The following is an 18,698-nucleotide window of genomic DNA, read 5'->3' on the forward strand; positions in this document are numbered from 1 at the left end:
CGCCGTCAGCCCGCGTAGGGGGTGAACGCCTCGTAGGTCCAGGCGTTGGCCTCGCGGTCCAGCACGACGTCGACGACGAGGGGCGCTCCGGAGGCGAACCCCTCGCGCACCGCGCGCACCATCGACTCCCGGTCGGTCACCCGGATCCCGTCCAGCCCCATGCCGCGGGCCACCTGGGCGAAGTCCACGTCCCGGAAGTCCACGCCGACGGTACGCCCGTTGAAGTGCAGGACCTGCTCCTGGCGGATGTTGCCGTAGCTGGAGTCGTTGAGGACCGCGACGACCACGGGGCCGCCGACCCGGGCGAGGGTCTCCAGTTCACCGAGGCTCATGCCGAGGGATCCGTCCCCGATCAGGGCCAGCACGGGCCGCTCCGGGGCGTCGGAGACCGAGGCGATCGCGGCGGGCAGGGCGAAGCCCATGTTCCCGAACCCGACCGGCTTGATGTAGCGGTAGGGGACCGGCATCTCCCACAGGAACGACCACACCCCGGGGTTGCCGGCGTCGGGGATCAGCACGGCGTCCTCGGGCGTGACGTCTCTCAGCGCGCGCACGACGACGGCCGGCGACACGGTGCCCGGGTTCTCGGGCTCGACGGAGGCGCTGAGCTCCCACCACTCGCTCTCGGCCTTCTGCAGCTCCGCGATCCAGTCGGCGCGGGAGCCGCGCGCCCGATCGGCCTGCGCCGCGGTGGCCGCGGTGAGGTCGCGGGCGAAGGAGGCGACGTCGCCGACGACACCGGTGGTCACGTCGGCGTAGTACCGGCCGATCATGGCCGGGTCGATGTCGACCTGCACGACCTCGGGCAGCCGGCGGCGCCAGCGCGTGGTGGAGACCGCGTTGAGGCTGTTGCCCAGCGCCAGCACGAGGTCGGCCTCGCCGATCACCCGGGTGGTCAGGTCGGTCCCCATGCGGCTCAGCGCACCGAAGACGAGCGGGTGGGTGGTCGGGACCGCGCCCATGCCGTTGAACGTGGTGATGACCGGGATGTTCAGCGCCTCGGCCAGCGCGAGGACGTCGTCGGACGCCTTCCCGCGGTTGCCGCCGTTGCCGAGCCAGATGACCGGCTTCTCGGCCGCGAGCACGCGGGCGGCGACCGCCTCGACCTGGCCGTTCGCCGCAACGGGGCGCGACCCCACCCAGGAACGGGCCGGGTGCACGGCGGGCACCTCCGGCGGGTTCTCGACCGGCTGCTCGATGGTGTCGCGGGCGAAGTCCAGGTGCACCGGGCCGGGGTTGCCGGTCATGGCGTTGATGTAGGCCTCTTCCATGGCCTGCTTGATCGACGTGGGGTGGGCGACCAGCCGCCCGTACTTCACGTAGTTGCGGAAGATGTCGACGTGGTCGGCGTTCTGCGCGTCGTCCTTGTGGATGTTCTCGCCGTTGTTGTTGCAGGTGATGATGATCGCGGGGCTGGAGTCGCGGAACGCCCCGCCGACGCCGGTGAGCAGGTTCGTGGCACCGGGCCCCGTGGTCGAGATCGCCACGGCGGGACGGCCGGTGAGCCGCCCGTAGGCGTCGGCCATGACCGCCGCCGCGTTCTCGTGGCGGGTGTGGACGAACTCGATGGCGTCCGTGTCGATGATCGCGTCGCTGATGGCGAGTGTCTGCCCGCCGACCACGCCGAAGACGTGGGTGACTCCGAGCGATTCCAGCATCTTGACGACGAGCTCGCCGCCGGTCATCTCCGTCATTACCATCACTTTCGTTGTCACTCGTTGGTCGCTGCGAGGGGGGCGCTCGCCCACCCCGCGGTGCTGAGCCTTCCGTCGGCTCGCCGCACCCAGATCTCGAATTCGGTCGTGTCGTCGCCGACCGCGGTGACGACGCCGCCCGCTTCGATCGGCTCGTGCACGTCCACCGTGTTGAGGAACTTGACGCGCATCCACCCGCCGGTGAAGAACGCGGCGCCGACGGCCCGGGTCAGCAGTTCCGCGAGCACGCCGAACTGCTGCTGGCCCTGCACGATCGGCACGCGCATCCCCGCCTCGCGGGCGAGGCCGAGGTCGTTGTGGATGTTGCGCACGTACTCGCCGACGCGGGAGAACACCGCGGCCTGCTCCGTGGTGATGGTCTTGGCCAGCGGGGCCAGGACCTGGCCGGGCCGCGGCGCCGCCGGGTCGAACGCGGGCGCGCCGGCGGGGACGTGGCCCGTGACGCGGCGCGCGTCCGGCGCGGGTGTCGAGGAGCCGCGGCCCGCGATGTCACCCGGCCGGGTGCGCAGGATCTCGACCCCGCGGTGGCGCAGCACGCTGCGCCCGTCGTCACCCGTTGCGGTGGCCTCCATGACGACGTAGCCCTGGCCGCGCCGCTCGTAGGACTCCGTGTAGGTCCCTTGCAGCGTGACGGCCTCGTCGAGGAACGCCGGGGAGTCGAACCACAGCTGTTCCTCGGTGTGCAGGCCGACCACCCTGCTGGCCGCGTAGACCGTGGTGAACAGCTGGACGAGGTCGTTTCCCAGCAGCGCGGCGTGGCCGATGCGCCTGCCCTCGAAGGGACTGGAGTGCAGGTGCCACGGGTGGTGGTCGTCCTGGGTGAAGGCGAACCGCTTGATCTTGTGGTCGTCGACCCGCACGGTCACCGGGCCCAGCTTCTCCGGGATCTCCAGGTTCTCGAAGAGCGGCTCCTTCAGGCCGGCTTCGGGGTCCGCCCCGGTCGCCGCCGTGCGGGGGTCGGTGAGGTCGCGGCGGGCGTCCGCGGGGCTCATCGGGCGTCCTCCCCGATGTCGTTGATGTCGGTCCGGTTGGTCTCGGGCGCGAGGTAGGCGCAGACCAGGCCGATGCCCAGGCAGACCACGGTCAGCGCCGCGATGGGCCACGGGTCGCCGTCGGTGGCGGCGAACAGCGCGGTGGCCAGGAAGGGCCAGAAACCGACCAGGATGGACGGGATCTGCGCGGCCAGGGAGACGCCCGTGTAGCGGACCTTGGTACCGAACAGCTCGGAGAAGAACGCGGGCTCCACGCCGTACACCGCGCCGACGCCGATGGCGTATGCGAGCGTGTAGATCACGTACATGAGCAGGATGTTCTCGGCGGCCAGGATCCAGAAGAACGGGAAGACGACGGCGGCACCGAACACGGAACCGAAGATGAAGACCGTGCGCCTGCCGATCCTGTCGCTGTACTTGCCGAAGAAGTAGTAGGTGTAGATGGCGAAGCCGGCGGCGATCGACGACGCGATCAGCACCTGCGTGCGCGGGATGTCGGTGTAGTTCTCGACGAAGGTCAGGCCGATCGTCAGCACGATGTAGCCGAAGACCGCCTCACCCAGGCGCATGCCCATGGCGAGCAGCAGCGGCTTCTTGAAGTTCCGGAAGAGCTCGGCCAGCGGCATCTTCTCCTTGACCTGCGCGGCTTCCCGTGCGTTCTGCAGCTGTTCCTGCGCGGCCTGGAAGCTGGGGGTCTCGGTGAGCTTGAAGCGGATGAACAGGCCCACGACGATCAGCACGGCGCTGAGCAGGAAGGGGATGCGCCAGCCCCAGGAGAAGAGCTGGTCGTCGGGGAGCATGGAGACGACGGCGAAGATGCCGGTGGAGAACACGAGCCCCACGGCGTTGCCGATCTGCGGGAAGCTTCCGTAGGCGCCGCGCTTGTCCTCCGGGGCGTATTCGACGGCCACCAGCGAGGCCCCGCCCCACTCGCCGCCGACCGCGAAGCCCTGGGCGAGCCGCATCAGCACCAGCAGCGCCGCCGCCCACAGGCCGATCTGCTCGGCCGTCGGCAGCAGGCCGATGAGGAAGGTGGACACGCCCATCATCATCAGGGTGGTGATGAGGGCGACCTTGCGGCCGAACTTGTCACCGAAGTGTCCGAAGACGACGGCGCCGAGCGGCCGGGCGACGAATCCGACACCGAACACGGCGAACGCCGAGAGGGTGCCGATGATGGGGTCGTCGGGGTTGGGGAAGAACAGGGGTCCGAAGACCAGGGCCGAGGCCGTGCCGAAGATGAAGTAGTCGTACCACTCGACGGCGGTGCCGACGAGGCTGGCGACGGCCGCTCGCCGGGCGAGCCTGGCGCGTTCCGCCGGTGTGTGTGGGGCTGGTGCGTCGGTGTTGGGCATGGTCGATTCCTCTGAACGTCCGGGGCTACCGGAACACGCCGGTCAGATCAGCTGGACGGGGCGAGCCGGGGCATCGTCGATCCGGGCCGAAGCCCAGCCGACGGCGGTCTTGGTGCCGTGGCCGTTCTCGACCCATACTTCGAGTTCGAGGCGGCCGTCCTCCGTCTCACCGAGGACCGCGCCGGTGGTGGTGAGCGCGTCGCCGACGTAGGCGGGCGAGACGAAGCGCAGGTCCAGCTCTCCGCTGGTGAACCAGCTCGCTCCGAACACGTCGACGAGGTTGGCGATGATGTGCCCGGTCTGCTGCTGGGCCTGCACGATGGTGCGGTCCAGGCCGGTCTCCGCGGCCTTCGCGAGGCTGGTGTGCACGTTGGCGAAGCCCTTGCCGGCCCACGAGAACACCGACATCTGGTCCTGGGTGAAGGCGGTGGTGCGCGCGGGGATGCCCGCGCGCTCGGGGGCGCCGTGGACGGCGACGGTGATCGCCGGCACGCCGGCGTCGACGGTCGCCAGCACCGAGCGCTTGCGGGCGGACTCCGCGGAGCGGCCCTTGCCGACGATGTCGCCGGCGACGGTACGCATGATCTCCTTGCCCACGTGCTCGACGAGCACGCGGCCGTCGGCGCCGCGCGCCGTGGCCTCAAGGGTGACGTAGCCCTGGCCCCGCGCCTCGTACTTCTCGGTGTAGGCGCCCTCGACGGTCACCGTCTCGCCCACCGCGGCCGGCGAGCGGAAGCGCAGCGTCTCGTGGGTGTGCAGGCCCTGGGCGGTGTTGCCGTCGTAGCCCTGGTAGAAGAGGAACAGCAGGTCGTTGGCGAGCACCAGGGGGTGCCCGACCGGCCCGCCGAACGGGGACTCCCGGAAGTACCAGTCGCCGAAGTCGTGCTGGGCGTAGGCGTAGTCCAAAACCTTTTGCCGGTCGACGTCGAGGGTGACCGGCCCGAAGCGCTCGGGGATCTCGACCAGCTCGTAACGGGCTTCCTTGAGGGATGCCATGGGTGGTCCTCCGTCGAAGTGAAGCAGGACGTGGTCAACAAAATCTGTCTAGACAACTAGACGGGAGGTTACGTCCGGCATCTGGAGAGTGTCAAGGGTCACAGGGGAGTGTGTCCTGGCTTTCGTCGGGCGGCCGTCGCCGCAACGACGTCGGGAAGGACCGCCACCCCGCTCCCGGGCCATGGACCATGGGAAGCGGGAGGCCGTTCCGGCGCCACCGCCTCGACGTGAGACGGGCACCCGCCCGGTGGCCCGGCCTCTCTCGCAACCACTCGACCGGGAGGTCCCGACATGGCCAGTAAGTTCACCGAACTCGCGATCGACTGCGCCGATCCCGAAGGTCTCGCCCGGTTCTGGTGCGCGGTCCTCGACTACGAGGTGCGGGAGGAGGAAGACGGGTTCGTCGCCATCGGCTCCCCCTTGGTGCCCGAAGGCAAGGACCGCCCCGGCCCGGTGCCGCCGGTGGTGACGTTCGCGCGCGTGCCCGAGGGCAAGACCGCCAAGAACAGGCTCCACATCGACGTCAACCCGACCGACAGGGAGCAGGACGAGGAGGTCCGTCGCCTGCTCGGCCTGGGTGCCCGCCGCGCCGACGTCGGGCAGGGCGAGGAGAGCTGGGTCGTACTCGTCGACCCGGAGGGCAACGAGTTCTGCGTCCTCGCCGGACGCCGGCCCTGACGGGCGACGGTCCGCGGGGGCCGCCGGCGCCCCCGCTCCGGGACCGAATGAGAGGAGTGCTAACTTATGGTTTGTACTGTTGAATAGAAAGCACTCTTCTCGGGAAGCGGCCCCGCTTTCCCTTCCACGGAACGGAGCACGATCGTGATCGTCGTGACCGGAGCCACCGGCGCGCTGGGGCGCCATGTCGTCGATGGGCTGCTGGAGCGCGCCCCCGCTGATCAGATCGCCGCCGTCGTCCGCAACCCGGACAAGGCGGCGGACATCGCCGCGCGCGGTGTCGAGGTGCGCGTCGCCGACTACGGGGACCCCGCCTCCCTCCAGGGTGCATTCGGTCCGGGCGACCGGGTGCTGCTGATCTCCGGGAACGAGGTCGGCGCGCGGATCCCGCAGCACCGGGCCGTCATCGACGCCGCCAAGGACGCGGGCGCCGCACTGCTGGCCTACACCGGCGTCCTCGGCGGTCCCGATGCCGACTTCTCGCTCGCCGACGACCACAAGGGGACCGAGCGGGCCGTCCTCGACTCGGGGCTCCCGTACGTCTTCCTGCGCAACGGCTGGTACAACGAGAACTACACCGAGCAGCTCAGTCGGACCCTCGAACAGGGCGCCATCCTGGCCAGTGCCGGCGAGGGCCGGGTGGCCTCCGCGTCCCGCGCCGACTACGCCGCCGCCGCTGTCACGGTGCTGACCGGCGACGGACACGAGAACCGCGTCTACGAGCTGAGCGGCGACGAGGCATGGAGCTTCGCCGAGCTCGCCGCCGAGATCTCCCGCCAGACCGGCAAGGAGGTCCGCTACACGAGTGTGACCCCCGAGGAACACGCGCGGATCCTGGACGACGCGGGCCTGCCCGCCCCCGCCGTCCAGACGGTGGTCGGCATCGACGGCGCCATCGCCCGCGGCCTGCTGGCCCGCCGCAACGGCGACCTCGCCGAGCTCATCGGCCGCCCCACCACGCCCATCGCCACGAGCATCGCCGCCGCCCTCCCGTCCTGATCGGGGCCGCACCGCACTCGCCGGGGCCGCACCGCCCTCCCGCTGCGATCGGCGGAGCCCTTCCGCCCGTTCCGACGGGGAGGGCCCCGCCGCCTCTTCGCCGGGGGCGTGGCCTGCTCGGCCGGGACGGGGTAGCGCCGGTGCCGTCCCGCCGTGACGCACAACCTGGACTACCCGGTTCGCCCCGGGGCGGATGTGGCGAACGCCGGATATCGGGCGCCGTCCGGCGGCGGGCGCCCGTGCCGCGCGCCTGAGCGGCCGTACCGCGCCGCGTTCCGCGGGGCCCGCCGCCACCGCGTGCGGCCGAAGCGGCCGCCGCGGCCGCACCGGCCGACGACGGTCCCTGGTCACCACGAGTGAGCGGCGGTACCTTATGCGCCGGACGTCCCCCCTCGCCCCCCGGGGACCGCGCCGCCGCCGACCCCTCCCCCCGGTCCGGCCGCTCCCACCGGGGAGCCGCGCGGCCGCCCCGGGCCGCGAGATCGGAGGTCGGAACATGGGTTCCCTGCCCGGCACGGCCCGCGTGTACGTATGCCTCGTGGTCTCCCTCGCGGCGGTGGCCGTGACCCTGGGCCCCAGCGGCCCCATCGACCCCGCGACCCTGGCCTGCCTGCTGGTCCTGTTCGTCGTCGCCGAGTCGATCGTCACGATGGTCGGCACCGGCCGCACCGGGATCTCACCGAGCCTGATCGCGTCGCTGGCGGCGGTGGTGCTGGTGGGCCCCGTGGGCGCCGCCATCGTGGGCATGGGGTCCTTCCTGGTCCTGCGGCGCCAGAGCATCATCAAGCGGCTGTTCAATGGCGGGCAGTTCGCGCTGGCCGGCTACGCCGCCGGGAACGCCTTCGTGCTGCTGGGCGGCGACCTCGGCGTGCCCGAACGCGACTGCTTTCCCGCGATCCTGCTGCCGTTCGCGGCGGCGATCCTGGCCTTCACGCTGGTCAACATGGTGCTGATCACCGTCCTGATGACCCTGCTGGGCGTCGTCCCGGTCATGCGGCCCAGCCGCATCCGGTGGCGGCCCCTCGCTGTCCTGGAACTGTCGTCGCTGGGGTTCGGCATGCTGGGGCTGTCCATCGTCGCCATCTGGGAGGTCGTCGGGGCCCTGGCGGTGGTCCTCGTCCTGGTCCCGCTGACGATCGCCCGCTGGGCCTTCCGCCAGAGCGTGGCCGAGCAGCGCGCCCACGACGCCACCCTGGCAACGCTGTGCCAGGCCGTCGAGACCAAGGACCGCTACACGCGCGGGCACTGCCTGCGCGTCTCCACGGCCAGCGGGATGATCGCCCAGGAGCTGGGGATGGACGCCGAACGCGTGCAGACCATCCGCTACGCCGGCATGCTGCACGATGTCGGCAAGCTCGGCGTGCCCACCCGTGTCCTGCGCAAGCCGGGCAAGCTCACGGACGAGGAGTTCGCCGCGATCCGGCTGCACCCGATGCGCGGCCATGAGATCGTGCGCGAGATCGACTTCCTGGGCGATGCCGCGTCAGGCGTGCTCTACCACCACGAGCGCGTGGACGGCCGCGGCTACCCCAAGGGGCTCGCCGGAGCGGAGATCCCCGAGATCGCGCGCATCGTCTCCGTCGCCGACGTCTTCGACTGCCTGACCACCACCCGCTCCTACCGCAAGGCGTGGCCCATCGAGGACGCGCTGGCGGAGCTGCGCCGCTGCGCCGGCACGCAGTTCGACCCGGTGATGGTCGACGCCCTCGTCCGGGCGATCCGCGAGCACGGCTGGACGCCTCCCGACGGCATCGGCACGTCCGCCCCGTCCGTCGGCGAGCGGTCCGTGGGCGCCCGGTCGCAGGAGGACAGGCCGCGGGAGAGGCCGCGGGAGGAGAGGCCGGAGCACGCGGGGCCGGGGGAGGCCCGGCCGCGGTCCGGACGCGCGCGGCCCGCCGCCGGGGGGCCGGCCCACAGCCCGGTGCGGCCGGTCGCCCAGTAGGGCCGGGTGTCGAAGCGGACCCGCAGCAGGCCCGGGGAGACCTGCTCGATGGCGCTGACCCGGGCGGCGCGGCCGCGCTCTCGACGGCGTCGCCGACGAACCCGGGGTGGACGGCCATGGCGTGTCGCGTCCTTTGCCGTGGGGGTGGCGGTGCCGCGGCGCCCGGCGGAGGGGGCGGCCCGGCGGGACCGGGAAGCGGAGGAAGAGCAAGGCCAGGCAAACCTTACATGGCCCCCCTCGTGGGGCGGTGGTGCTCGGCTGCGCGGTGTGGCGGTGCACGGGTGTGTGTCCGGGTTCGCCCCATTCGTCGATTGCGGGTGCGCGTTTTTTGTAAGAAATGGGTCGGTTGGCGGGGATTCGAGGGTGAGTGGCCGACGCCACAATGAAAGTTCACCGACCGAGAATCAATGCCGCATTGGTGATCATGTTCGCAGGAGTGGCAATACCTGCATATTGCCCATTGAGGTCAATTCGGACATGGGATGTGCCCATCGTGGGCCATGTGAGCTGCTGACATGTGATATTCGTTAATGCTGGAACTTCTTTTCCCGGGTCCCTCCCGGCGCGGAGATAAGGTGCGGTACTCACCGCGAATTCAGTTCGCATTCATCTTTCTCGGCGTGGCGGAACGCGGGCGATGAGTCCGGGTGCGCTGCCATGGATACGCTTTACGCTGTTCGCTCTCCCTCTTTGCCGACACTCGACACCAGGGAGTCCCATGCATATTTCAGACGGCGTACACTCGTCCGCCGCCGCCGGCAATAGCCCGAGGAACCGCGTGCTGCGCGGGATCGGAAACCTCCGCCACGATGTCCCCGCGTCACTCGTCGTCTTTCTCATCGCCGTTCCGCTCTCGCTGGGCATCGCCGTCGCCTCAGGCGCACCCCTGGTGGCCGGCCTGATCGCAGCGGCGATCGGCGGCATCGTCGCCAGTGCGTTCGGCGGGTCGATGGTCCAGGTCAGCGGCCCCGCAGCGGGGCTGACCATCATCGTCGCCGAACTCATCGCGGCCCACGGGTGGGCCGTCACCTGCCTCATCACCGCGCTCGCCGGCGTGGTGCAGATCGTGCTGGGGTCGCTGCGCATCGCCCGCGCCGCGCTGGCGGTCTCGCCCGCGATCGTGCACGGCATGCTCGCCGGCGTCGGCGTGACCATCACCCTCGCCCAGATCCACGTGGTGCTCGGCGGCGCGGCCGAAAGCTCCCCGCTGGTCAACCTGCGCGAGCTGCCCGGCCAGATCCTCACCAACCACACCGAGTCGGTGGCCGTCGGCGTCCTGACCATCCTGGTCCTGCTCGTGTGGAGCCGGCTGCCCGAGTGGCGCCGCTTCCCCGTGCGCCGCATCCCCGGACCCCTCATGGCGATCGCCCTGGCCACGGGCGTCTCGATCGTGATGTCCATGGACGTCCAGCGCGTCAGCCTGCCCGCCCTCTCCGAAGGGCTCGGCATCGCGCCCATCCTCCCGCAGGGCGACTACGCCGCCATCGGCGTGGGCGTGGCGACCATCGCGCTCGTCGCCAGCGTGGAGTCCCTGCTCTGCGCGGTCGCGGTCGACCGCCAGCACGCGGGCCGCCGCGTCCGGCTCGACCGCGAACTCATCGGCCAGGGCGCGGCCAACCTCGCGTCCGGAACACTGGGCGGGCTGCCCGTCGCCGGCGTCATCGTCCGCAGCACCGCCAACGTGCAGGCGGGCGGGCGCACCCCGATGTCGGCGATCCTGCACGGCGTGTGGGTGGTGCTGTTCGTCGCCACCCTGTCGTCGCTGATCGAGTACATCCCCATGGCGGCGCTCGCCGGGCTGCTCGTCTTCACCGGCATGAAGATGGTCGACCTCGCGCACATCCGCAACCTGCGCGCGCACCGCGAACGGCACGTCTACCTGGTCACCCTGCTCTCGGTGGTCCTGTTCGGCCTGGTCGAGGGCGTGGTCATCGGCCTTGCGGTGACCATGATCGTCGCCCTCAAGCGCCTCACCCGGGCGACCGTCATCATCACCTCGGCCGGCGACCGCCACCACGCGATCATCCGCGGATCCCTGACCTTCCTGGCCGTGCCCCGGGTCACCTCCGCGCTGAACACCATCCCGCCGGGCAGCGACGTCGACCTCGACCTGAGCGTCGACTTCATGGACAACGCCGCCTTCGACGCCATCCACTCCTGGCGGCAGTCCCACGAGCGCACCGGCGGCGCCGTCGACATCGACGAACTCCACGAGGACTGGTACGAGAGCGCGGTCACCGGCAAGCCGCCCCGCGAGAAGACGCCCCTCCTGTCCGTGCGCCCGTGGCTGCGTCCGCGCGTGCGCGGGGAGGAGGCGCACACCCTCGCCTCGGGGCTGCTCATCTCCGGGGCCCGCGACTACCACGACGCCGTCGCGCCCCGGCTGGGAACGGTCATGGCCGAGCTCAGCGCCGGGCAGAAGCCGCACACCCTGCTCATCGCCTGCGCCGACTCCCGGATCGTGCCCAACCTCATCACCGGCAGCGGTCCCGGCGACCTGTTCACCATCCGCAACGTCGGCAACATCGTGCCCGCTCACGACGCTCCCGATGTCGAGGCCGGCATGCAGGCCGCCATCGACTACGCCGTGGACGTCCTCGGAGTCCGCTCCATCGCCGTCTGCGGGCACTCCCAGTGCGGCGCGGCGGCGGCCATGCTCGACGGCGAAGCGCCCTCGTCCGCGCTGCGCTCCTGGTTCGCCCTCAGCGGGGTCGGGCGGCCCGATCCCGCGCCCGGCCCCGACGCGCACGGCCGCGCCGAGGCGTGGCACGAGATGAGCCGTGCCAACGTCCTCCAGCAGATCGCCAACCTGCGCACCTATCCCGGCGTGCGCGACCGGGTCGCGGCGGGTGAGCTGGAGCTGATCGCGCTTCACTACGACATCCCGACCGCCCGGCTGCACATCTTCGACGAGGCCGCGGGGGAGTTCCGCGCGGCGGGCGCCGACGAAGTGCCGGTCCCGCGCCCGCGTTCGCGTCCGGGCCGGTGGTCGCTGCGCACGGGGGACACGCCGAGCGGCACGCCCTCCGGCTGAGCCGTGTGCCCGACGCCCCCGGGACGGCGGATTCCCGGGGGCGTTCGGCTTCGGTCGCGGGCCCGCATCCCCGACCCGGCGGGGGATTCCGGCGCTCGCCCAGGCGGGGGTACGTGTCCTGGGTCTCCCCACCTGTTGACACGGGTCACACTGTGGGTCCAATCTGGTTAACCGTTAACGGTTAACCGAAAGGAAACAATGCCGGAGATCCCGACGACCATCAAACAGGTGGCACTGGGTGACCAGGTGGCGGACGAACTCCGGCGCATGATCATCACCGGCCGCTACGCCCCGGGGGACTCCCTGGTCGAAGGCCATCTGGCCGAGCGGTTCGACCTCAGCCGCGGCCCCATCCGCGACGCGCTCAAGACCCTGGCCGCGGAAGGGCTCATCGACACCAACCGCCGCAGCGCCACCGTCGTCGGCCTCAGCGCGGCCGACATCGACGAGCTGTTCTCGCTGCGCGAGGCGATGGAGACCCTGGCCCTGCGGATCGCGCTCGACACCGACCGCCCCCGGCTGGCGGCCGAGCTGGAGCAGACCCTCAAGGCCATGCGCACCGCCGCCCGGACCCGCGACGCCGAGTCCTACACAGCGGCCGACCTGCGCTTCCACTCGGTCTTCTACAGCACCGCCGGCCACCGCCGGCTCGCCGACGTCTGGGCCCAGTACCGGCCCACCATCGAGATGCTGCTGCTCGCGTCCAACGAGCGCTACGACGACCTCGGCCCGTCGGTCGCCGCCCACGAGCTGCTCGCGCGGCTCGTCGCCACCGGCGAACCCGACGCGGTCGCCGCCGAACTCCACGCGCACCTCGACAACGCCCGGCTCCGGCTGCGCGAGCCCTTCGCCCGCAGGACGGCCGACCCCGGCTGACCGGCCCGGTGCCCGCCACGCACCGGCGCCGCCGGCGCCCGCCGGGATCGCGACACCCGGCACCGCCGGACCACAGGACAGCGACACGACACCGCGTCGCGCTCGACCACCCGAGGAGACACCCATGCGACCCATCACCTTCCGAGCGGCGGGCGCCGTGCTCGCGCTCGCGGCCGTGGCCGCGAGCGCCGGGTGCGCCGACCGCGGCGGAAGCACCGAGGACCCGGAGGACTACCCCGGCGGCGACATCACGCTCGTCGTCCCCTACCAGGCAGGGGGCGCCTCCGACCTGGCCGCGCGCACCCTCGCCGACCAGATGGAGCGCGACCTGGGGCAGACCATCGTGGTCGAGAACCGCACCGGCGGCGCCGGCTCCGTCGGCCTGGAGTACCTCGCCGACCAGCCGAGCGACGGCTACACCATCGGCTACCTCCCGGTGGAGACCGTGATGCTCGGCTACCAGGGCTACGACGTCGACCCCGACGACTACGACCTCATCGGCCAGATGGTGTCGGTCCCGGCCACGGTCGCGGTCCCCGCGGACAGCCCCTACGAGACCCTCGACGACCTCGTCCAGGCCGCGGGCGAGGCCCCGGAGGAGATCACCGTCTCCAACTCCGGCGCCGGCTCCATCTGGGAGGTCGCCACCGACGCCCTGGGCAGGGGCGCCGGCGTCGAGTTCCAGACGGTGCCGTTCGACGGCGGGGCGCCCGCCGTCACCGCCGCCGTCGGCGGCCAGGTCGACGCGGTCGTGGCCGGCATCTCCGAGACCGCCCCGGCCCACGACGACGGCCGGCTCCGGGTCCTGGCCGTGCTCGACGCCGAGCCCTCGCCGACCCTCCCGGACGTCGAGACGGCCCTCGACCAGGACGTCAACGTCATCATCGGCGGCTGGGGCGGGATCGGCGCCCCCGCGGGACTCGACGACCGGGTCCGCGCCAAGCTGGAGGACGCGTTCCACGCGGCGGCCTCCTCCGACGAGTTCGTCCGCGTCACCGAGGACTCCGGCAACATCCCCGTCGACGTCTCCGCCGGCGACTTCAAGGAGTTCGTCGACTCCGAGCACAGGCGCTTCGGCGAACTCCTGGACCGGGGGGACTGACGGCGATGGCCACCCCACACGCAACGGGGGCCGGCGCGGCGCCGGCCCCCGCCGGGCGGGGCCCCTCGCGCCTGCGCGAACTCGTCCCCGCCGCGGCCGGCGCCGCGCTCGCCGCGGCCGCCCTGCTGCTCGCCGGGCAGATCGACCAGGGACCGGAATCGGCCGGGATCGGCCCCCGCTGGTGGCCCGAAGTCCTGGCGTTCACCCTTCTGGGCCTCAGCGTCCTGCACGCCGCCCTCGCGTGGCGCCGGCCCGCCGCCGCCGGCGACGCTCCCGACCCGGCGACCCGCGAGGGCGCCCTGCGCCTGGTGGCGATGCTGGCGACCGTCGTCGGCTACGGGGTCCTGTGGTACTTCATCCACTTCCTGGTCTCCACGGCCGTGCTGGTCGCCGCCCTGGCCTACCTCGGCGGCGGGCGCGGCTGGAAGGCGCTCATCGCCTTCCCCGCGGTCACCACCGCGGTCCTCTACGTGCTGTTCGGCGTCCTGCTGCGAGTGCCGCTGTGACCCCGCCGGCACCGCCCTCCTCCGACCACCAAGGCAGGACCCGATGAGCCCCATAGCCGAAGGGTTCGGCGCGCTGCTGGACCCCACCGTCATGCTGTGCATCGCCGCGGGCGCCGTCCTGGGCATGCTCGTCGGCGCCTTCCCCGGGATCACCGCCACCATGGCCGTCGCCCTGGCCAGCGGGTTCACCCTCGCCCTGGACCCGGTCCCGGGCCTGGCGGTTCTGCTGACCATCTACGTGGCGGCGAACTTCGGCGACCGCGTGCCGGCCATCCTCGTCAACACCCCCGGCACCCCGGCCTCCATCGCCACCACCTTCGACGGCTACGCGATGGCGAAGAAGGGCCAGGCCGGCCTCGCCCTGACCGCCTCGGCGTTCGCCTCGGCCTGGGGCACGCTCGTCGGCATCGCGCTGCTGCTCGCCGCGGCCGTCCCGCTGTCGCGGCTGGCCCTGCGGTTCGGGCCCGCGGAGATGTTCGCCCTGGTCGTCTTCGGCCTGACGATGATGATCGGCGTCTCGGGCGGCCGGATCGTCAAGGGGCTGATGGCCGGGGTGTTCGGCCTGCTGCTGGGCGCGGTGGGGCGCGACCCCATCACCGGGGACACCCGGTTCACCTTCGGCTTCCCCGAGCTGTCCGACGGCATCCCGTTCATCGCCGCCATCATCGGCCTGTTCGGCATCGCCGAGGTCCTCGACCAGATCCTCACCCACCGCCGCGGCGCGGGCCCCGCGCCCATCACCCAGTTCGGCCGGTGGCTGCCGCGCCGCTCCGACTGGCGCACCATGCTCAGGCCGCTCGCAGTGGGCGGCGGCGTGGGCGGCGTCGTCGGGATCGTGCCCGCCACCGGCGGCGACATCGCCGGCATCCTCGCCTGGGACCAGGCGCGCCGGGTCTCCAAGGCCCCCGAGGAGTTCGGCAAGGGGTCGCTGGAGGGCATCACCGCCGCCGACACCTCCTCCAACGCCACCCTCGGAGGTTCGGTCACCACCACCCTGGCACTGGGCATCCCCGGCGACTCCGTCATGGCCGTCATGATCGGCTCCATGGTCGTCTGGGGCATCCAGCCGGGGCCGTCCCTCTTCTCCGACCAGCCCGCCCTGGTGTACAGCATCGCGGGGATCATGCTCGTGGCCACCGCCGCGGCCCTGGCCCTGAGCCTGCTGCGCATGCGCGGCGTGGTCCGGCTCCTCGACCTGCCGCGCCAGTACCTGTGGACCGTGATCCTGGTGTTCTGCATGGTCGGCACCTACGCGGTCAACAACAGCGTCTTCGACGTCGCCGTGATGCTCGTCTTCGGGATCGCCGGCCTGTTCCTGCGCCGCTTCGGAATCCCGGCCGGGCCGGTCGTGCTCGGCCTGATCCTCGGCGAGCTCGCCGAGGGCAACCTGCGCCGCGCCCTCCAGATCGGCGGCCCGGAGACCATTCTGACCAGCCCGATCGCCATGGCGATCCTCGCCGTCAGCGTGCTCGCGCTCGCCGTTCCCCCGCTGCGCCGGGCCTGGCGGAGCCGCCCCGGGTCCACGGCCCCCGGCTCCGATCCCAAAGCCGGCACCGGATCCGGCAGCGACACCACGCCCGTCGGCTGACACGTCCGCCTGCGATCTGCCCGCCCGACCGCCCGCGACCCGCCCGCACCGCCGTCCCTTCCGACCCCACGAGGAGAACCCCACCCATGCCCGCCCACGCGCAGGTCATCACCGCGGCCCCCACCCCGTTCACCGCCGACGAGGAACTCGACCGCGACGGCCTGGCCGCCCTGCTCACCGCCGTCCGCGACCGCGGGGCCGACGGCGTGTTCGCCGCCGGCACCACCGGCGAGTTCACCGCCCTCGACGACGACGAGCGCCTGGAGGTCCTGCGCGCCGCGCTCGACGTCTTCGGCCCCGAGGGCACCTACGCCCACGTCGGCGCCGCGAGCGCCCGCCAGGCGGAGCGACTCACCGCGGCGGCGGTCGCGGCCGGGGCGCGGCGCGTCGCGGCGATCACCCCGCACTTCCTGCCCGCGCCCGCCGACGCGGTCGTCCGCTACTACGAGCGCCTGGTCGCCGCGGCGGACGGCGCCGAGGTCTACGCCTACCTCTTCCAGGCCCGCAGCACCACCGCCGTCGCCCCCGAGGCACTGCGCGCGCTGGCCGACGCCGGGGTCCGCGGCGCGAAGATCAGCGGGGAGAGCGACGCGTCGGTGGCCGCCTACCTCGGGCACGCGCCTGAGGGCTTCACCATCATCTCCGGCAACGACGTCTCCTTCGGCGAGCTCATCCGCTCCGGCGGGACCGGCGTCGTCTCCGGGGTGTCCTCGGTGTTCCCGCGCCCCTTCATCGCGCTGCGCGACGCCCTGCGCGCCGGAGACTCCGAAGCGGCCGCCGCCGCCCAGCCGCTGGTGGAACGCGCCGTGGCCGCCGTCAAGGGCGGCAGCATCGCCCACCTCAAGGCGGGGCTGCGCGTCCAGGGCCTGCCCGCCGGCCCCGTGCGCATCAGCGGCGACGCCGTCACCGACGCCGACCTCCGCGTCCTCCAGGAGACCGCCGACGCCCTGGGCTGAGGGGCCCCGTCCCCTCGGACCCGCCCAACGCCGCCCCCGCCGCACGCCGCACGCCGTATGAACCGGCCCGGCGCGCGGCGGCACCGCCCCCGGAACAAAGGAAGCGCCGTGGCACTGAAGAAGATCATCAACCGAGCGGACGACTTCGTCGACGAAGTGACCGAATCCCTGCTGCTCGCCCACCCGGACCGGCTGCGCGCCGCCACCGCCGACCGCCGCGCGCTCGTGCGCGCCGACGCCCCGGTCGCCCGGCGGGTGGGGATCGTGACCGGCGGGGGATCGGGCCACCTGCCGCTGTTCCTCGGCTACGTCGGGCAGGGGCTGGCCACGGGCGTGGCCGTGGGCAACGTGTTCTCCTCACCCTCGGCCGAGCAGATCGCCGCCGCCACCCGCGCGGCCGACGGCGGCGCCGGGGTGCTCTACCTGTACGGCAACTACGGCGGCGACGTCTACAACTTCGACCTGGCCGCCGACATCGTCGGCCCCGAGGGCATCGCCACCGCGACGGTGCTGGGTACCGACGACGTGCTCTCGGCGCCCGCGGGCAGGGAGTCCGGCCGGCGCGGGGTCGCCGGGCTCTTCTTCGCCTACAAGACCGCCGGTGCGGCGGCCGAGCGCGGGGACGACCTGGAGCGGGTCCGCGCGATCGCGCAGCGGACGGTCGACGCCACCCGGACGATGGGGGTCGGCCTGTCCCCGACCATCCTCCCGGCGGCGGGGGAGCCGACGTTCACCCTGGGCGACGGCGAGATGGAGATCGGCATCGGCATCCACGGCGAGCCCGGAAGCCACCGGGGGCCGCTGGAGAGCGCCGACGCGATCACCGACCGCTTCCTCGACGGGATCCTCGCCGAGCTGCGCCCGGTGGCGGGCGACCGGGTGGCGGTCCTCGTCAACGGGCTGGGCGCCACCCCGCTCGAAGAGCTCTACCTGGTCTACCGGCGCGTCCACCAGGTGCTGGGGGAGCGGGGCGTGGCCATCCACCGCAGGTACATCGGCGAGTTCGCCACCAGCCTGGAGATGGCGGGCGCCTCGCTGTCGGTGGTGCGGCTCGACGACGAGCTGGCGGAGCTGCTGGACGCGCCCGCCGACTCCCCGTTCTTCACCCAGGGGGAGGTCGCCCCGGTGGCCCCGCGCTCGCAGCAGGCCACGGCCCCGGCGCCGGATCCGCAGGCGGCATCGGCCGCCGGAGCCGAGGCCGGTACCGCGGCGGGAGGCGCGAACGGAGGCACCAACGGAGGCGCGAACGTGCGCCGCACCGGCGCGCACAGCGCTCTGCGCGAGCTGCTGATCGACGTGCTGCCCGCGATGGCCGCCCACACCGAGGAACTGCGCGGGCTCGACGCCAAGCTGGGCGACGGCGACCTCGGCATCACCGTCTCCGCCGGAGCCGAAGCGGTCCGCGCGGCACTGGCCGCCCTGCCCGCCGACGCCCACCCCGCCGACGTCCTGCGTGCGGCCGGGGCGGCGTTCGCCTCCGCCAACCCCTCCACCTTCGCCGCGCTCGTCGGCGCCGGCGTCCTGGCGGCCGCCGGCGACCTCGACGGCCTCGGCGACACCGAGCAGGCGGGGACCGGGCACGCGGCGCGCATCACCGCCGCCGTGACCCGTCGAATCCGGGAGAGGGGCGGCGCGGAGCCGGGCGACAAGACCCTCGTGGACGTCCTGCTCCCGGTGGAGGCGGCGCTGGCGGCGGAGGCGGAGGCGGACGGCGGACCGGCCGCCGCGGCCGGGGCCGCGGTGGCGGCGGCCGAGCGTGCCGTCGAGGAGACCCGCGGCCTGGCGTCGGCGCGCGGACGCGCCGCCTGGGTCGGCGAGCGAGGCAGGGGCGAGTACGACCCGGGGTCGGTCGCCGTGCTGCGCTTCCTCCAGGAGGTGCGCGCCCGGCTGGGGTGAGCCTCCGGCCGCGTGCGCGGGCCTCGGGAGGGGGCTCGCGCACGCGGCGTACCGGGCCCGCGC

The 18,698-nt window shown here is 72.7% G+C and carries 14 protein-coding genes; 10 read left to right on the top strand and 4 right to left on the bottom strand.

Annotation, left to right across the window (positions count from 1 at the left end; genetic code table 11):
• Window positions 1-5: 5 nt before the first annotated feature.
• Genes ACFO4E_RS23460 through ACFO4E_RS23475 form a run of 4 tightly spaced genes read right to left on the bottom strand, consistent with a single transcriptional unit; the run spans window position 6 to window position 5,058 of the window.
• A complete protein-coding gene (locus ACFO4E_RS23460) occupies window positions 6-1,694 on the bottom strand; it encodes a thiamine pyrophosphate-binding protein (protein WP_378578310.1) in 1,689 nt (562 codons plus the stop codon).
• Between the two features lie 17 nt (window positions 1,695-1,711).
• Window positions 1,712-2,707, bottom strand: coding sequence for a hypothetical protein (locus ACFO4E_RS23465; protein ID WP_378578311.1), 996 nt, complete (start codon window positions 2,705-2,707; stop codon window positions 1,712-1,714).
• Entirely contained in the window at window positions 2,704-4,062 is a 1,359-nt protein-coding gene (locus ACFO4E_RS23470; protein ID WP_378578312.1) for an MFS transporter, read from the bottom strand. The genes ACFO4E_RS23465 and ACFO4E_RS23470 overlap by 4 nt, the downstream gene beginning before the upstream one ends.
• Window positions 4,063-4,104: 42 nt before the next feature.
• The gene (locus ACFO4E_RS23475; protein ID WP_378578314.1) at window positions 4,105-5,058 is read right to left on the bottom strand and encodes a hypothetical protein; all 954 of its coding nucleotides are present in this window, start codon (window positions 5,056-5,058) and stop codon (window positions 4,105-4,107) included.
• Window positions 5,059-5,349: 291 nt separating this feature from the next.
• Here ACFO4E_RS23475 and ACFO4E_RS23480 point away from each other — a divergent pair, with 291 nt between their 5' ends.
• The 10 genes from ACFO4E_RS23480 to ACFO4E_RS23525 all read left to right on the top strand — a co-directional run bounded on the left by ACFO4E_RS23480 (window position 5,350) and on the right by ACFO4E_RS23525 (window position 18,635).
• The gene (locus tag ACFO4E_RS23480; protein ID WP_378578316.1) at window positions 5,350-5,736 is read left to right on the top strand and encodes a VOC family protein; all 387 of its coding nucleotides are present in this window, start codon (window positions 5,350-5,352) and stop codon (window positions 5,734-5,736) included.
• A gap of 144 nt (window positions 5,737-5,880) precedes the next feature.
• A complete protein-coding gene (locus ACFO4E_RS23485; protein WP_378578318.1) occupies window positions 5,881-6,735 on the top strand; it encodes an SDR family oxidoreductase in 855 nt (284 codons plus the stop codon).
• Between the two features lie 496 nt (window positions 6,736-7,231).
• Window positions 7,232-8,677, top strand: coding sequence for an HD-GYP domain-containing protein (locus ACFO4E_RS23490; protein WP_378578319.1), 1,446 nt, complete (start codon window positions 7,232-7,234; stop codon window positions 8,675-8,677).
• 778 nt (window positions 8,678-9,455) lie between these two features.
• The gene (locus ACFO4E_RS23495) at window positions 9,456-11,711 is read left to right on the top strand and encodes a bifunctional SulP family inorganic anion transporter/carbonic anhydrase (protein ID WP_378578322.1); all 2,256 of its coding nucleotides are present in this window, start codon (window positions 9,456-9,458) and stop codon (window positions 11,709-11,711) included.
• A 198-nt stretch (window positions 11,712-11,909) separates the two neighbouring features.
• Window positions 11,910-12,587 carry a GntR family transcriptional regulator gene (locus ACFO4E_RS23500; protein WP_378578324.1) on the top strand — a complete coding sequence of 226 codons (678 nt, stop codon included), beginning with the start codon at window positions 11,910-11,912 and terminating at the stop codon, window positions 12,585-12,587.
• Window positions 12,588-12,711: 124 nt separating this feature from the next.
• Entirely contained in the window at window positions 12,712-13,689 is a 978-nt protein-coding gene (locus ACFO4E_RS23505; RefSeq protein ID WP_378578325.1) for a tripartite tricarboxylate transporter substrate binding protein, read from the top strand.
• Between the two features lie 5 nt (window positions 13,690-13,694).
• Complete coding sequence (locus tag ACFO4E_RS23510) at window positions 13,695-14,195, top strand: tripartite tricarboxylate transporter TctB family protein (RefSeq protein ID WP_378578327.1); 501 nt, start codon at window positions 13,695-13,697, stop codon at window positions 14,193-14,195.
• A 43-nt stretch (window positions 14,196-14,238) separates the two neighbouring features.
• The gene (locus tag ACFO4E_RS23515; RefSeq protein ID WP_378578330.1) at window positions 14,239-15,783 is read left to right on the top strand and encodes a tripartite tricarboxylate transporter permease; all 1,545 of its coding nucleotides are present in this window, start codon (window positions 14,239-14,241) and stop codon (window positions 15,781-15,783) included.
• An 86-nt stretch (window positions 15,784-15,869) separates the two neighbouring features.
• Window positions 15,870-16,739, top strand: coding sequence for a dihydrodipicolinate synthase family protein (locus ACFO4E_RS23520; protein WP_378578332.1), 870 nt, complete (start codon window positions 15,870-15,872; stop codon window positions 16,737-16,739).
• 57 nt (window positions 16,740-16,796) lie between these two features.
• Window positions 16,797-18,635: a dihydroxyacetone kinase family protein gene (locus tag ACFO4E_RS23525; RefSeq protein WP_378578334.1), complete on the top strand. Its 1,839-nt coding sequence runs from the start codon at window positions 16,797-16,799 to the stop codon at window positions 18,633-18,635.
• Window positions 18,636-18,698 lie beyond the last annotated feature (63 nt).

It is taken from the genome of Nocardiopsis mangrovi, assembly GCF_042653925.1.
Lineage (GTDB): Bacteria > Actinomycetota > Actinomycetes > Streptosporangiales > Streptosporangiaceae > Nocardiopsis_B > Nocardiopsis_B mangrovi.